General features: G+C 68.2%; 16 protein-coding genes. 6 read left to right on the forward strand and 10 right to left on the reverse strand.

Translation table 11 applies throughout. The features are described from left to right. Nucleotides 1-80: 80 nt before the first annotated feature. A complete protein-coding gene (locus ACLJQ7_RS16980) occupies nucleotides 81-1,160 on the forward strand; it encodes a glutamate--cysteine ligase (RefSeq protein ID WP_410649156.1) in 1,080 nt (359 codons plus the stop codon). A gap of 12 nt (nucleotides 1,161-1,172) precedes the next feature. Here ACLJQ7_RS16980 and ACLJQ7_RS16985 read toward each other — a convergent pair whose 3' ends face one another. Then, the gene (locus tag ACLJQ7_RS16985) at nucleotides 1,173-1,778 is read right to left on the reverse strand and encodes a DNA-binding response regulator (RefSeq protein ID WP_126730009.1); all 606 of its coding nucleotides are present in this window, start codon (nucleotides 1,776-1,778) and stop codon (nucleotides 1,173-1,175) included. Between the two features lie 466 nt (nucleotides 1,779-2,244). Between ACLJQ7_RS16985 and ACLJQ7_RS16990 the strand changes: the two genes are divergently transcribed. Further along, nucleotides 2,245-2,943 (forward strand): helix-turn-helix domain-containing protein, encoded by a 699-nt coding sequence (locus ACLJQ7_RS16990; protein ID WP_410649215.1) that lies wholly within the window; start codon nucleotides 2,245-2,247, stop codon nucleotides 2,941-2,943. Between the two features lie 77 nt (nucleotides 2,944-3,020). Here ACLJQ7_RS16990 and ACLJQ7_RS16995 read toward each other — a convergent pair whose 3' ends face one another. Continuing rightward, nucleotides 3,021-4,016, reverse strand: a complete 996-nt coding sequence (locus ACLJQ7_RS16995; RefSeq protein WP_410649157.1) for a DUF1702 family protein — start codon at nucleotides 4,014-4,016, stop codon at nucleotides 3,021-3,023. A 406-nt stretch (nucleotides 4,017-4,422) separates the two neighbouring features. Between ACLJQ7_RS16995 and ACLJQ7_RS17000 the strand changes: the two genes are divergently transcribed. The 3 genes from ACLJQ7_RS17000 (at nucleotide 4,423) to ACLJQ7_RS17010 (ending at nucleotide 6,738) form a co-directional block, all read left to right on the forward strand. After that, nucleotides 4,423-5,028, forward strand: coding sequence for a DNA-binding response regulator (locus ACLJQ7_RS17000; protein WP_410649158.1), 606 nt, complete (start codon nucleotides 4,423-4,425; stop codon nucleotides 5,026-5,028). A 163-nt stretch (nucleotides 5,029-5,191) separates the two neighbouring features. Next, nucleotides 5,192-6,004, forward strand: a complete 813-nt coding sequence (locus ACLJQ7_RS17005; RefSeq protein WP_410649159.1) for an AfsR/SARP family transcriptional regulator — start codon at nucleotides 5,192-5,194, stop codon at nucleotides 6,002-6,004. 47 nt (nucleotides 6,005-6,051) lie between these two features. Continuing rightward, entirely contained in the window at nucleotides 6,052-6,738 is a 687-nt protein-coding gene (locus ACLJQ7_RS17010) for a winged helix-turn-helix transcriptional regulator (protein ID WP_410649160.1), read from the forward strand. Nucleotides 6,739-6,780: 42 nt separating this feature from the next. Here ACLJQ7_RS17010 and ACLJQ7_RS17015 read toward each other — a convergent pair whose 3' ends face one another. After that, a complete protein-coding gene (locus ACLJQ7_RS17015; RefSeq protein ID WP_410649161.1) occupies nucleotides 6,781-7,401 on the reverse strand; it encodes an L-threonylcarbamoyladenylate synthase in 621 nt (206 codons plus the stop codon). A gap of 358 nt (nucleotides 7,402-7,759) precedes the next feature. Here ACLJQ7_RS17015 and ACLJQ7_RS17020 point away from each other — a divergent pair, with 358 nt between their 5' ends. Continuing rightward, a complete protein-coding gene (locus ACLJQ7_RS17020; protein WP_410649162.1) occupies nucleotides 7,760-10,081 on the forward strand; it encodes a sensor histidine kinase in 2,322 nt (773 codons plus the stop codon). A 183-nt stretch (nucleotides 10,082-10,264) separates the two neighbouring features. Here ACLJQ7_RS17020 and ACLJQ7_RS17025 read toward each other — a convergent pair whose 3' ends face one another. The 7 genes from ACLJQ7_RS17025 to ACLJQ7_RS17055 all read right to left on the reverse strand — a co-directional run bounded on the left by ACLJQ7_RS17025 (nucleotide 10,265) and on the right by ACLJQ7_RS17055 (nucleotide 14,920). Next, nucleotides 10,265-10,873: a DNA-binding response regulator gene (locus tag ACLJQ7_RS17025; RefSeq protein ID WP_410649163.1), complete on the reverse strand. Its 609-nt coding sequence runs from the start codon at nucleotides 10,871-10,873 to the stop codon at nucleotides 10,265-10,267. Nucleotides 10,874-11,116: 243 nt separating this feature from the next. Then, on the reverse strand, nucleotides 11,117-11,305 hold the full coding sequence (locus tag ACLJQ7_RS17030) for a hypothetical protein (RefSeq protein ID WP_410649164.1): 189 nt from the start codon (nucleotides 11,303-11,305) through the stop codon (nucleotides 11,117-11,119). Between the two features lie 281 nt (nucleotides 11,306-11,586). Continuing rightward, the gene (locus ACLJQ7_RS17035; protein WP_410649165.1) at nucleotides 11,587-12,132 is read right to left on the reverse strand and encodes a carboxymuconolactone decarboxylase family protein; all 546 of its coding nucleotides are present in this window, start codon (nucleotides 12,130-12,132) and stop codon (nucleotides 11,587-11,589) included. Continuing rightward, nucleotides 12,104-12,586 (reverse strand): DUF6187 family protein, encoded by a 483-nt coding sequence (locus tag ACLJQ7_RS17040; protein ID WP_410649166.1) that lies wholly within the window; start codon nucleotides 12,584-12,586, stop codon nucleotides 12,104-12,106. Before ACLJQ7_RS17040 ends, ACLJQ7_RS17035 begins: the two co-directional genes overlap by 29 nt. Beyond that, nucleotides 12,579-13,898, reverse strand: a complete 1,320-nt coding sequence (locus ACLJQ7_RS17045) for an FAD-dependent oxidoreductase (RefSeq protein ID WP_410649167.1) — start codon at nucleotides 13,896-13,898, stop codon at nucleotides 12,579-12,581. The genes ACLJQ7_RS17040 and ACLJQ7_RS17045 overlap by 8 nt, the downstream gene beginning before the upstream one ends. An 8-nt stretch (nucleotides 13,899-13,906) precedes the next feature. Beyond that, nucleotides 13,907-14,392 (reverse strand): DUF6423 family protein, encoded by a 486-nt coding sequence (locus ACLJQ7_RS17050; RefSeq protein ID WP_410649168.1) that lies wholly within the window; start codon nucleotides 14,390-14,392, stop codon nucleotides 13,907-13,909. A gap of 219 nt (nucleotides 14,393-14,611) precedes the next feature. Then, nucleotides 14,612-14,920 (reverse strand): DUF6235 family protein, encoded by a 309-nt coding sequence (locus ACLJQ7_RS17055; protein ID WP_410649169.1) that lies wholly within the window; start codon nucleotides 14,918-14,920, stop codon nucleotides 14,612-14,614. Between the last annotated feature and the right edge of the window lie 7 nt (nucleotides 14,921-14,927).

Consider the following 14,927-nt stretch of genomic DNA (forward strand, 5'->3'; position numbering starts at 1 on the left):
GTTCAGCACACCGGCCCTTTCCTCGACGCGCGTGAGCGGGCAGATTCAGTGACACCGGCGAAACCACGGAACGGGGAACCATGTTCACCCTTGGTGTGGAAGAAGAGTTCGTCCTGCTCGACCCGGTGGACGGCTCGGTCGCGTTACGCGCCCCCGAACTTCTCGAAAGCCTCGCCCCCGGACCGGACGTCACCGGTGAGCTGATGCGGTTCCAGATCGAGACCGCGACCGGCGTCTGCCGCGGGCTGGACGAGGTGCGCTCGGAACTGACACGACTACGGCAGATCGTCGCGACGGCGGCGCTGGCCGACGGTTGCCTGATGGCGGCGACGGGAATCCCGCCCTGCGGCCTTCGGGGAGACACGCTGACGCCCGAGCCCCGTTACTGGCGGATGGCACAGGCGTTCCCGGACCTGATCCACGAGGCGGGGACCTGCGCCTGCCATGTGCACGTCGGTCTCCCGTCGCGGGACCTCGGCGCACGGGTTCTCGCCGGGCTGCGGCCGTGGCTCGCGCCGTTGCTGGCACTCAGTGCCAACTCCCCGGTCGAGAACGGCGCCGACTCCGGATGGTCGAGCAGGCGCTTCCCGCTCTGGGACCGGTGGCCGACGGCGCGGCCACCCGACGAATGGTCCGGCGCCGCCGCGTACGACCGGAGCATCGGGGACGCCGTGCGCCACGGCGCCGCCCTCGACGCGGCGGGGGTGTACTTCTACGCCCGCCTCTCCCCGCGATATCCCACGGTCGAGGTGCGGATCGCCGACGTCTGCCTGTCGGTCGACGACGCGGTGCTGCTCGCCGCGCTGGTGCGCGGACTGGTCGCGACCTGCGCGGCGACGACGAGGCCGCCGCGGGCCCGCGGTGCCCGGATCGGCGCGGCGTTGACGGCGGCCGCGCGCCGGGGACTGGACGGGCCGGGCGTCGACGTCTTCACCGGCGGGGAGGCCGATCAGCGCGATCTGCTGGGCGAACTCGTCGAGTTCGTGCGGCCGGCACTCAGGGCCGCGGGCGACGAGGAGGACGTCGAACGAGGGTTGGACGCGCTGTTCGACCACGGGACCGGCGCGGCGCGGCAGCGCCGGCTGCTCGCGGAAGCGGCGTCCCCCGGCGAGTTCGCCGCGGAGCTCGCCCACGCCACGATGACCGTCCCGGCCAGGTGAGGGCCCGGGGCGTCACAGCCAGCCGGACTCCCTGGCGATCCGCACCGCGTCGACCCGGTTGCGGGCGCTGAGCTTCGAAACGATCGTCGTCAGGTAGTTCCGCACGGTGCCGGCGGACAGGAACAGTTCGGCGGCGATCTCGGTCGGGTCGGAGCCGACCGACGCCAGCCGGAGCACCTCGATCTCGCGGGTGGTGAGCGGGCAGTCCTCGCTGTCCCAGGCGGCGAGCGCCAGATCGCCGTCGACGACGCGCCGTCCGGCGGCGACCCCGCGGACCGCGTTGGCGAGCCTGTCGGCGGGCGCGTCCTTGCGGAGGAAACCGTTGACCTTCGCGGCCAGCGCCCGCCGCAACGTGCCGGGGCTGCCGAGCGAGGTGAGGATCAGTGTGCGGACCCCGGGAAGCCGCTCGTGCAGTTCGGCGGCCGCGGTGAGCCCGTCCTTGCCCGGCAGGTCGATGTCGATGAGCGCGACGTCGGGGCGCGTGGACTGGGCGAGCGGGAGGATCTCGTCGCCACTCGCGCATTCGGCGACGACCTCGATGTCGGCTTCCAAGCCGAGCAGCGCGACCAAGGCCCCACGGACAATATGCATGTCCTCGGCCACCAGCACCTTGATCATCGACCCCATCCGCCTTTCCACCCGCGCCCCTCCCCTGAGCCGACGATACTATCCTCACACACCCGATCCGCGAAATGGAAACCGGCCCTTGACCGCCGAGGGGGTGCGCGGTCAAGGGCCGGTTCTGTGTTGTCGCGGGAATACGTTCTTCGCACCACGCCAACACGGTCGGTGTGGTTCCGACGTGAATGCACTACCAGGAATTCTGCGGCCACCCGGTGCGGGGATCCAGTGTGCGCACCATTGCCGGACCGTGGTTTTCGCATGGTCCCGCCGCCGAAGACGCACCGTGAAATTTTCATGTCGCCACGCACATGAATTCATATCGGGCGATGAATCAAGCACTTCAGGAGTAGCGGTGGCGAACAGTAGTGTCGAAACCGCAAACATCCCAGAAATCCTCGAGCGAAAGGACGGCACAATGGATGAGACTGTCCGGCGAGCCGTGGAGCGAGCCATTGGGGCCATGCACGAGAAACTGGGCGAAGAGCTCACTATCGACGACATCGCCCGGGCCGCGACCTTCAGTAAATTCCATTTCAGCAGGGTGTTCCAGCAGGCCACCGGCGTCTCTCCCGGCCGGTTCCTGTCCGCGCTGCGGCTCGACGAAGCCAAACGCCTGCTGCTGACGACCTCGATCTCGGTCGCCGACATCAGCCACCGCGTGGGTTACAACGGTGTCGGCACCTTCAGCACGCGGTTCAGCAACCGCGTGGGCCTCTCGCCCTCCGTGTACCGCCGGCAGGGCGGTTTCCAGCACCGCCTGGCGGGCGAACCCCTTCCCGGCGTGAAGCCGGCGGTCGTCCGCGGTTTCGTGTCCGCGCCGCCGGAGATCTCACCCGGCCTCGTGTTCGTCGGTCTCTTCCCGACCCGCATCCCCGAGGGCGCGCCCGTGCGGCACACGGTCATCGACGTCCCCGGCCCCTATCAGCTGACCGACGTCCCGGAAGGCACCTGGCACCTCGTCGCGCACTGCGTGACCGGGCCGCTCACGCGCCGCGGTACCGGGTTCACCGGGCACCACGGGCCGATCACCGTGGAGCCGGGCGTCACGGCGCGGCTGGCGGACCTGCGGGTGCGCCCCAAGCACCTGTTCGACCCGCCGGTCCTGCTCGCGCTCCCCGATCTCCGGCACCGGCCGGAGCCGGTCAGGCGAGCGGCCTGAGCTTCACCCGCGGGGCGGGAAAGGGTCGGTCAAGACGCAGAACGTCTTGACCGACCCTTTCCTGGCGTCCAGGGGCCTCAGGCGGACAGGCGGCCCGCCGCGGGGGCTAGACCGTCGCGGATGTTCTGCCGCCACAGCTCGTACGCGGGCGTCCCGTCCGCGGCGTCTTCGGTGACCTCGGTCGAGTCGGCCAGGTCGACGGCCTCTTCGATGCTCAGCCCGGCGAGCGTCCGCGCGGCGCGGCGGGTGTGCGGCGGGACGAAGGACGAGAACGTCCTCGCCTTCACCGCGAACACGACGCCGAGACCGAGTTCGTCCTGGTGCTCCCCCGCCATTTCGCGCAGCCTCACCAGCCCGGGCTGGTCGCAGCCGCCCGCGAAGGTCGAGGCCAGCCCGACGCCGCTCCACAGGTCCGGGCGGCGTCCGGCGGGGAAGCGGTCCACCGCCTCGGCGACCTTCACCGGATCACCGCCGTTGATGAACCACAACGCCCGTCCGATGCCCTGGTCGCAGGCGCGCGGGAAGTACGCGGGGGCGCCCGCCCACGGGTACGGCTTCGGGACGAACTGCTCGCCGACCCACTTGCGCGTGTCGAAGTAGGCACGATCGAAGGCGTACCCGTCGACGGCCAGCCAGCTCATCGTCGGATGGAACGGGACGCCGTCGAGGTCGGGCAGCACCTTCTTCCACAGCGGCCGGGGCAGGCGGGCCATCGCGAACCCGATGCCGATGTAGGTCAGGAACACGTGCGGGAGCCCCGGACCGCTCATCAGTTCGGCCGTGCGGTCCTTCCGGCCGCCGGGCATGACGTCGAGGATGGTGAACGCCATCGCCGCGCCCTCGTAGGCGAACCCGCGCATCTCCGGCTCGACCATGTCCAGCCGCCGTTCGGCCTCCCACAACGCCGGCGCGTCGATCCCCCATTCGAAGCCGCACACGACCGACTGCGGGATCGACTCCAGACGGGCGGTCGCCGGCGTCGGCGGCACTCCGAAGCCGCGCCCCTCGAAGCCGACCGAAGCCAGCGAAGGCGCGAACATCAGCTTACGCAGAGCACCCAGCAATGAGCTCATCAGATACGTCCTTTGTGGATAGTGGCGATTTCGCGCGCGAACCGGCTCGTGCCGAGGACACCACGCCGAGGTCTCCGCCGACTCGACACCCGATCGAGATCGACGCCGGTACCGCCGAACAGTCCATTCCTCCTGCGGCATTCCGGTGAATTCCCCGGAATGGAAAGTACTCGCCGGCGAATGAGAACCACTCGGGACACACCCATTGGCCATGACAGCGAGTAATCGATCGCTCGCAATTTCAGCACATTCGAAGCCATGTCATCGTCGCAGCTCACAGGAAATTGATCATGCCGAAGCTACGCCCGGAAAATGCGCAACCTTGTATCGTGCGAATCAGATTCACTCTTACGGGTTTGCTGGGTACACTGAGAGTTACCGTGTTTCTGGGGAAGAGGAGGTCGGAGTGATCCGAGTCCTGTTGGCCGAGGACATGCACATGGTCCGCGGCGCCTTGGTCGCCCTGCTGAACCTCGAACGCGACATCGAGGTCGTCGCGGAGGTCGGTTCCGGCGACAAGATCCTTCCGATGGCGGCGGAGTACCTGCCGGACGTCGCGATCATCGACATCGATCTGCCCGCCAAAGACGGGCTCACGGCCGCTTCCGAACTCTGTCAGCAACTTCCGAGTGTCCGCACCCTGATCCTCACCTCGCTCGGCCGTCCGGGCACTGTACGCCGCGCGCTCGACGCGAAGGTCAACGGCTTCCTGCTCAAGGACGCGCCCGCCGACAAACTCGCCAACGCCGTCCGTTCGGTCGCCACCGGCCGCCGGTTCATCGACAGCGAACTCGCCTTGTCCGCGTGGGAGACCGAAGATTGCCCGCTGACACCACGGGAGGTCGAGATCCTCCGCCTCGCCGCGAACGGGTATACGGTCGCCGACATCGCGGCGGAACTGTTCCTGTCACCGGGAACCGTCCGGAACTATCTCGCCACGGTGGTGACGAAACTCAACGCCCGCAACCGGGTGGACGCCATCCGCATCGCCGCCGATTCGGACTGGCTCTGACTCTGTTCGCGTCTTCTCTTTTGCCACAACCGGTTCAGCGCGCCAAGTCGTGACGATCGCATGCGGGGCAAAGAAAAAATCACGGTCCGCCATGTGTTTCCGGCACTGTTCCGAAGGTTCCGCCTCTGTCACCGTCATTGAGGGGAGTCCGGAGGGGTAGGGGATGCACGCGATGACCATCGAACCGGGCGACACGGTCGCCTCGACCGGTGCGCCGCGCGGAGTGCGCGCGCGGCTCCTCGGCCCCCTCGAACTGCACATCGGTGCCGCCGATCGCGCGCCGAGCACACCGAAACTCCTGCAACTGCTGGCGATGTTGCTCATCCGCCCCGGCAGGACGGTCCACGTCGACTCCCTCGTCCACGAGCTGTGGAACGAAGCCCCGCCGCGCAGTGTCCGGCGGACCCTGCACACCTACGTCCACCACCTCCGCCGCCACCTCGATCCGGACGGAACCGGCGATCTGCTGGTCACCAGCCCGCCAGGGTACCGGCTCGAGATCGACGCGGGAGTGGTCGACGTCTGGGAGTTCCACCGGCTCCACCGGCTCGGCCGCGAACTGCTCGAAGACGGCGACAACGCGGCGGCGGCGCACGCGTTCCGTACCGCACTGGACCTGTGGTCCGGTCCTCCGCTGGCGAACATCCACTGTGGACCGACCTTGGCCGCCTACACCGTCTATCTGCTGGAGCACCGGCGCAAGGTCCGTGACCTGTGGATCGACGCCGAGATCCGGGCCGGCGGGCACCGGGAGATGCTCGGCGTCCTGCGGTCGCTGACCACCGCGGACCCGTTCGACGAAACCCTGCACGCCCACCTGATCCGTGCGCTGGGACTCAGCGGACGACGCAGCGACGCCCTGGCGTCCTACGAATGGCTGCGAACCAGGCTCGAGGACGAACTGGGGGTGAAACCCAGCGCCGAACTGCGAGAGCTGCACCGCGAACTGCTTTCCGAGGGACACCCGGTCCGCTGACCGAGCACCACCGCCATCACCAGATCAAGGAATATGAGGAGTCAAGCATGACCGCTCGCACCTATGGCCAGTTCTGCGGCGTCGCCCGCGCCCTCGAGCTCATCGGGGAACGCTGGTCCCTGCTCGTGATCCGTGACCTGGTCCTCGGCCCGAAACGCTTCGACGAGCTGCAACAGGGCCTGCCGAAGATCCCGATGAGCATCCTGTCGACCCGGCTCAACGAGCTGGAGCGGCACGGTGTCGTCCAGCGCCGGGTGCTCTCGCAGCTCGACGCCGGAGTGGTCTACGAGCTGACCGAGTACGGCAACGACCTCGACCAGATCGTGCTGCAGCTGGGCCTGTGGGGCGCCCGTTCGCTCGGTGACCCGACGGCGGACGACCTGTTCACCCTCGACTCGGCCGTCCTGTCGCTGTACACGACCTTCCAGCCGGACGCGGCCCTCGGCGTCGACTGCGCGTTCGAAATGCACTACGGCGGCGAGATGGTCATCCACGCGGTGGTCGAAGACGGCGTGCTGACCGCGGGCGAGGGCCCGCACCCGGACCCGGACCTCGTCATCGAGCCGCGCGGCCCGGTCATGGTGAAACTGCTGAACGGCGAACTGGACGCCGCGAGCGCGCTCACCAGCGGCGCCGTGGCGGTCAAGGGCGATCCGGACAAGCTGGAGCTGTTCACCCGGATGTTCCACATCCCCTCGGCGCCGGTGAAGACCGAAGGCCTCGTCACGCACTGAGGACGTTCGAGCGGCGGGACCGGGGCGCCGGTCCCGCCGTTCCTATTCGAACCGTGAGGTGTCGCCGGCGCCCCGCCGTACGATCTCCGGTTCCCCGGACGAGAAGTCGATGACCGTGGTGGGTTCGACCCCGCAGTCACCGGAGTCGATCACCGCGTCCACCACGTGCTCCAGCCGTTCCTTGATGTCCCAGCCCTGGGTCATCGGCTCCTCCTGGTCGGGCAGCAGCAGCGTGCTCGACAGCAGCGGTTCGCCGAGTTCGCCCAGCAGCGCCTGGGTGACCACGTGGTCCGGGATGCGCACGCCGACGGTCTTCTTCTTGGGGTGCAGCAGCCGGCGCGGAACCTCCTTGGTGGCCGGGAGGATGAACGTGTAGCTGCCGGGAGTGGACGCCTTGACCGCGCGGAAGACCGCGTTGTCCACGTGCACGAACTGGCCCAGCTGAGCGAAATCCTGGCACACCAGGGTGAAATGGTGGCGGTCGTCCAGCTTGCGGATACTCCGGATGCGGTCGATGCCCTGCCGGTTCCCCAGCTGGCAGCCGAGGGCGAAACAGGAGTCCGTCGGATACGCGATGAGCCCGTCTTCGCGCAGGATGTCGACGACCTGTCCGATCGCACGCCGTTGCGGATTCTCCGGATGTACGTCGAAATACCTGGCCATGCGCAGAGCTTAAGGCCACGTGGCCCCGCCCGCCGCGAGAGGCCGCCCGGCGCCGCGTACACAGAGGATCCCCCGGAACCCGTCCTTGGTCCCGGCGTCTTCCATCGTGGCATGTTCCGCGACGAACCCGGTGGTGCGAACAGCCCACACCCGTGCGGGTGAACGCCGGTTTTTCCTGTCCTCAGCAAGGAAAGCGTCTCCCTGCTCGCCGTTATTCCTTGTCCGGAGGGGGCAACCGGGGTAACGAACATGGGTTATGATCCGAAACCATAGCGATGGAAGCCCGTCAGGCGGCCGGGTCCGTCGCGAGGGGGAACGCGACCGGATCGAGCCGTCTTCTGTTACCACTGGGGTGCCTGTGCCGGACCAGCTCGCTGTGACCGCCGAACCTCTGGGAACCGCCGGCATCGACCGGCGGCCTCGCCGGGCGCTGTTCCTCGCCGGGCTGGTCATCACCGTCGTCTTCGTCAACGCCTGCCTCTTCGGTCTGCTCGGCGTCCTGCTTCAGCCTGGGATGGACCTTCAGCACGGCTTGCTGGCCGTGCTGTACGTCGGGCCCGTGCTCGCGATCCAGCTGCTGTACTTCAGCCGCCCGGCGGTCCGCCTGGACACCCGGCGGACGAAGGCGATCCTGGCGGTCCAGACCGTTCTCGCCTATCTGCCGGTCCTGCACTTCAACGAGGCGCTGACCTCGCTGACCACCATCGCGGCAGGCAGTTCGCTGCTGATCCTCCGACCGCGGGTCGGCTGGCCCGTGTTCACCATTCTCATCGCGGCCACGTCGTGGATCCTGTGGAGCTACGCCGACACCGCGCTCGAAGCGACGATCGACACGGTCAGCGCGGTGGTCTACGGCCTGGTCACGTATCTGCTGACCTGGCTCGCGAGGCTGGTGAACGAACTGCACCAGGCCCGCACCGAACTGGCGAGGCGGGCCGTGGCCGAGCAGAGGCTGGCCTTCGCCAAGGATCTGCACGACCTGCTCGGGCTCGGTCTTTCCGCGATCTCGCTCAAGGGCGAACTGGTGCACCGGCTCCTGCGCAAGTCACCGGGGCGGGCGCGCGAGGAACTGGCCGAGATCACCGGGATCGCGCAGCGCACGCTGTCCGACGTGCGGTCGGTGGCCAGGGGTTACCGTGAGTTGTCGCTGGACAAGGAATCGCGCACCGCGGTGTCGTTGCTTTCCGCGTCGAACGTCGCGGTGCGGGTCGATCTCGAACAGGTCGAGCTGCCGGTGAAGCTGCGCACCTTGCTGGCGAAGGTGTTGCGAGAGGGCGTCACGAACGTGCTCCGCTACACCGGCGTCGAGCACTGCGAGATCGCCGTGCGCACCAGCGAGGGCCGCGTCGCGCTGGAGATCGTCCACGACGGCACGGCGCACGAAGACGTCCCGGCGGAGACGGCCGAGAGCCTCCGCGAGGTGACCGACGAGGTCAATGGGCACGGCGGGACGCTCATCGCGGGTCCCGACTCGACCGGACGCTGGCGCCTCCATGCCGAACTGCCGGTGCCCGAGCAGGCCGACCCCGCCGAAGCCGCACTGGCGCGGAGCCCCAGTCACTGGTCCCGGATAGACGCCAGGAACGTCCAGTGGATGCTGATGGCGGTCTTCATCGCCTTCGGTCTCTCGGCGATGTCCCGGGTGTTCAACCTGACCGGGGACGGCTGGCGCATCGCGCTCGTCGCCGGCCCCCTCACCGCACTCGTCACCCTGCAACTGGCCTATTTCGCCCGGCCGAACGTCCGGCTGCGCTCACGGCGGAGCTACGCGCTGCTGTTCGTCCAGGCCTGTCTGGTCTTCCTGCCGCTGATCCCGCTCGGCAGCGCCTGGGTGAGCCTGCCCAGCCTGTTCGCCGGCACCGCCCTGCTGGTGCTGCCGCCGATCGCGGGATGGACCGCGTTCGCCGCGACGGTCGCCGGACCCGTGCTGATCCGGATCGAGTCCGGCGCCGGCTTCCTCGACGCGTTCAACACCTTCGCGTCCCAAGTGAACACCGGCCTGATGGTCTTCGGGCTCATCTGGCTGATCCGGCTGGTGACCGAACTGGGTGAGACCAGGAAACGGCTCGCCGAGGTCGCGGTCGCCGAGGAACGGCTGCGCTTCGCCCGCGACCTGCACGACCTGCTCGGCATGAGCCTCTCGGCGATCGCGCTGAAGAGCGAGCTGACCAGCCGGATCATGGACATCGACACCACGCGGGCCTCCGACGAGCTGCTGGAGATCCTCGGCCTGACCCGGCAGGCACTGACCGATGTCCGCTCGGTGGCGAGCGGCTACCGGGAACTGTCGCTGGACAAGGAGTCGCGGTCCGCGCAGGCGGTACTGGTGGCCGCCGACGTCCAGGTGCGGCTGGAGATGGAGCACGGGGATCTGCCTGCCCAGGTGCGCACGGTGCTGGCCGTGGTGCTGCGCGAGAGCGTGACGAACGTGTTGCGGCACAGCAAGGTCGAACGATGCGAGATCGCGGTGCGGCGGGTCGGCAACGGGGTCGCGCTGGACATCGTCAACGACGGCGTCGAGAACGGGCAGCCGCCGAAACCGGGCAAGCCGGTGCGGGTCGAGGCCGCGGGCAGTGGCATCACGAACATGTCGGATCGCGTCGCCGGGCTGGGCGGCGAGCTGACCGCCGGTGTCGAGGCCGACGGACGGTTCCGGTTGCGTGCCGTGGTGCCGGTCTAGGCCGTGTTCTGTAAGTCTGTTCGATGGGCTTCGTGATCCAGGTGGTGCCTGGCGGTGCGGGCGGATCGGCCTCGTACCGGGTCGTACTCGGCCGCGTCCGCCCGTGCCGTCAGGGACCACTTGGGCGCGGAGACCGCGGACAAGACTTGCAGGACACGGTCTAGACCACGGTCGGGGACCGGTTCAGATCCAGCCGGATTCCTTCGCGATCCGGATCGCGTCGACCCGGTTGCGTGCGTTGAGTTTCGCCACGATCGTGGTCAGGTAGTTGCGCACCGTTCCGGTGGAGAGGAACGCTTTCGCCGCGACCTCCAGGGTGTCGCGGCCCTCCGCGGTCAACCGCAGGACGTCGATCTCGCGCGGGGTCAGCGGGCAGTCCACGGTGTCCCAGGCGGCCAGCGCCAGCTCGCCGTCGACCATCCTCCGTCCGGCGGCCACCCCGCGCACCGCGTTGGCGAGCTTTTCCGCGGGGGCGTCTTTCAACAGGAACCCGTTGACCTTGGCCGCCAGCGCCCGGCGAAGAGTGCCTGGTCTGCCGAGGCTGGTGAGAATCAGCGTCCGGACCTCGGGCAGTTGCTCGTGCAGCTCGGTGGCGGCGGTGAGGCCGTCCTTGCCGGGCAGGTCGATGTCGATGACCGCGACCTGGGTGTGCGAATCCCGTGCGGCGGCGAGGATCTGGTCACCGGAGGCCACCTCGGACACCACTTCGATATCCGGCTCCAGCCGCAGGAGCGCCACCAGTGCACCCCTGACGATATGCATGTCTTCGGCTATGAGAACTCTGATCACCATCGTGCCGCCCCTCCGCGCACGCTGCCCCCTCATTCAACCTAAACACGGCCGACCGGAATGCGTTCCACTATTCGAGTGACGAGCCGACGCTGCCCGGGGACGTCCCGCTCGGTGGGCTCTGCGGCGAACGGGTTACGCGGATGCGGGTTCCGCGCTCATTGGCGACTTTCCGTGATCTCACAAAACCGGCCGCCTCTCACGTTCGGGGCGTGAGAGGCGGCCGGGGGAGTGGGTGGCCGGTTTTCAGCTCGCCTCGGCCAGGGGCGGAGGGACCTCACAGGTGGTGAAGCAGCCGAAGACCTGCCCACCCTGCCGGTTGGACCAGTTGTCGAACCGGTCGATCACCAGCTCGACCTGGTGCCCGGCCGAAGTGGTGTCGATTCCGCGGACGGCGAAGAGCGAACGGACGTTGTCGGTCACAGCGTTCTGCATCGAAATGACTCCCAGGCTGGTCGGGGCTTTCTTCAATGAGGCAATCGTGCCCGCATGTCCGTTTTCCGACCAGTGCCGTACATCATCGCGGGAATGTGCTTTTTACCTACTCCGGAAGGTTCTTCTGACTGCGCCGTTCCCGCGATCGACGCCATCGCATGGAGTAACGCACACCGGAATCGGTGACAGTGCGCGGTGAACCGGTCTCTTTGCGCCACGGTCACCGGCAGTCACGGGAATAGCCCGAACAGACCAACGATACCTCCACTGTGGACAGTGGATCAGGAACCGAGCAGGGTCGCCAGGCCGGCGTATCCGCCCTCTTTCAGGCGCACACCGGACGTCTTCGCGTACGCGGCGTCGGCGCGGATCCCGAGTCCCTCGACCATCCGGTTCATGAAGTTGAACAGGGCGCAGACGAGCACCGCGTCGTGCAGCGCGGCCTCGTCCCAGCCCGCCGCGAAGACGGCCTCAGCGTCCTCTTCGGTCACCTGGGACGGCGTGCGCGTCAGCTTGCCCACATAGGCCAGAACGGGCTTCATGCGCTCGTCCACGGGCGCGGAGCCGAGGTCGTCCAGTGCGGCGGCCAGAAGTCCTTCCGGCACACCGAAAGCCTCCGCGGTGACAGTGTGGACCCCGTGGCAGTACCCGCAGTCGTTGACGCCGGAGACGTAGGCCGCGATCAGCTCCCGCTCCCCAGCGTCGAACGCCGACGGCGCCCGCATGATCAGCTCGTGCAGGTCCAGCAGTTTCGACGCCGGAGCGGGAAACCGTTGGAACACCTGCAGCAAGGTGGCGTCAGTCGGCAAAGACCCGAGATAGGACATCTTGTGCGCTCTCCTGTTCCGGCGACCGCATGGTCGAGGCGGACCGGATCGCGTCGTCGATGTCGTCGCGCCGCAGCCAGCAGGCCGCGAGGCAGGACACCGATGCCGGTCCCAGCCCGGTCACCGTGGCGGTGACGCGCGCGGTCGCGTGTTCCCATTCTCGGCGCAGGGATCCCGCCGACGCCATCTCCGGACCTGCTTCGATCAGCGGGCGGACCGCACGCCAGCGGAGGATCCCGGTTTCGATCAACGCTTCGGTGCCGAGATCGAGCGCGTCGTGCCGGGCCTGGTCCACGGCGAGGACGACCAGCGCGGGCTCGTCGGCGATCCGGGCGAGCCCGACGCCGGCGAGCAGGCGTTCGGCGTCCAGCCCCAGCAGGATCACCCCCGCCTCGGTCGAGGGAGCGTCGTCGATCGACGGCAGGGTGAAGCGGGAGTCGTAGGGCTCAGACACGGGCGACGTCCTTCGCGGCCGTCCGCAGCGGGAGGTCCCGGCGCAGGTTCTCGGCGACGGTGGCCGCGACCCGCGCGGTGGCGACGCGGTGACCGTCGATGTTGCGGGCGGCGGGCCCCAGCGCCATCCCCGCCGCCGCGCCGACGGCGAAGACCCGGGGCGCGCCGAGGTAGGCGAAGGTGCGTTCGTCCAGTCGCGGCCAGCCGCCGCGGTCGAGAACGGCCTCATCGGGCATCAAGCCGTCCCCGATCGACGGCGTGGTGCCGAGCGCCAGTACGGCGTGGTCCACCGACACCCGCGAACCGTCCTCGATGTGGAGTTCGACACCAGGCGTCACCTTCGTGATCGCCCGGCCTCGATGCACGATCAGCCGTCCTTCGGCTTCGGCCGCTTCGAGCATCGGACGGAACTCGAACATGATCGACGCGCGCCGGAATCGGCCCATCAGTTCGAGCCTGTCGGACCAGCTCACCCCATCGAAGCGAGCGCGGCCTTCCGGCCGGAAGAACGACGAGTTGACGTCGGCGCACTGGTAGCGTTCGCCCGCATCGCGGACCACCCAGTGCACCTGCCGGCCTTGGGCGAGACCGTTGGAGATCAGATGCGCGGCGGTGAGGCCGGCACCGACGACGGCGAGCCGTTTCCCACCCTCGGGAACGGGTTCGTCCCAGTAGCTCACCCCGCGCGGCGGATGACCGCCGCCCCACCAGGTGTCCGGGGCGGACCGGCGCTCCTCGCCGAGACACAGCACGACATGGCGCGCGGTGACGGAGAACCGGTCGGCGCGCACGGTCACGGACTCCCCGGCCGGCAGCACCTCGCGGACCGAACCGCGCCAGGTCCGCTCGGTGACGTGATGACTCGCCGCGAGATGACGGCAGTAGGCCTCGAAGACGTCGACAGGGACCACCGAGCGGTGCCCGGCCTGCGCCATGCGGATCTCCCGGCGTTCCACCGGGGTGAGCACCGACCAGTGCAGCCGGGCGAAGTCGAGGAGTTCGCAGTCGCGGTAACCCTCGACGCCGGGGTGGTGTTCGTATGGCGACCTCAGCACGCGCTGGCCGAGCAGGTCGATGCGGTCGAAGAACCGGCCGCAGGGACGGCCGTCGCGGTCCACCACGACGATGTCGCGGACTCCGTGGTGCCACAACGCGGAAGCGACCGCGAGGCCGGCCGGGCCCGCCCCGACGATGACCACGTCGGCGGCGGGCGGCGGTTCGGCGGTGGCCGCCGCGCGGGTGCCGGGGAGCACCGGCCACTCACGCCCGCGCGGCGATTCGAGAAGATGGGGTTCCGGGACGAAGGTGATCACCGGTGTGCTCAGCCGATCACGGTCACCGGGACGATCAGCTCGATCACGGGGCGTTGCTTCATCCCGTTGCCGATCATGTCGTCCAGGGTCTGCTGGGACTGCTCGGCGGTGTCGGTCGCGATCGGGCTGTAGCGGGAGTAGGAGTAGGTCGGCTTCCGGCCGCCCGCGTCGAGCGAGTACACCTTGAGCACCGCTTCGCCGGGCCGGACTTCACCGTCGTAGAAGGTGAGGCGGCGCTGATCCGGCGTCATGAAGGATTTCGAGAACTGGCGGGAAAGGACGAGCGTGTCGGCGTCGTTGACGAAGGTGGAGTCCTCGTCGGTGACGACCTGCATCGCGACCCAGGTCTTGTCGGTCAGGTTGGTCTCGGACTTGATCACCTGCCAGCGGCCCGGTTCCGGGAGATTGACACTCACCGAGATGTCGTGATCGGTGGTGTCGATCGCCCCGGAGATCATCAGGACCCGCCGCCGGACGTCGGCGACCCCGGCCATCTGAATGTCACGTGCGCGCACCCGAGTGGAAACATCCAATCCCGGGAATTCAGGTGATGACATCTTTCACGCCTCCCAGACCTCGATATCGCAATTCAATCCCGGCATGATCCCCCCAGCCGCAAACACCGGAAGAATTTCACGCTGAACTGGACGATGTCAAGATGAGGAGCACATGATCCACCACCTCCGGGACTGGGCCGTTCGGCGGTACCGGGGTCAGCGTTCGTCGGAGTCCTCAGCCCAGGCCGCCGCGGGTGTCCCCTGCTCCAGCGCCCCGATGTAGACGATCTCGAACGAGGAATCGGCCCGATCGATCCCGATACGGAGCACGAGGTCGTGTTTCACCAGAAAAAGGAACTGATGCGGTTCCCGGTTGTCTCCGAAAATGTCGTAGATGAGGAAGGCGGAACCGTCCGCCACCGCGAAAAGCGCTTCGTAGACGACATTGCGGTCGGCCTGCGGAGCATTGATCGCCCATTCTTCCAACACCTGCAAACCCGACGTGAGCTGGAGGCGCATAGCCATCCGGAGG

This window comes from Amycolatopsis sp. cmx-4-54, from assembly GCF_046548895.1.
In the GTDB taxonomy this organism is placed as follows: domain Bacteria; phylum Actinomycetota; class Actinomycetes; order Mycobacteriales; family Pseudonocardiaceae; genus Amycolatopsis.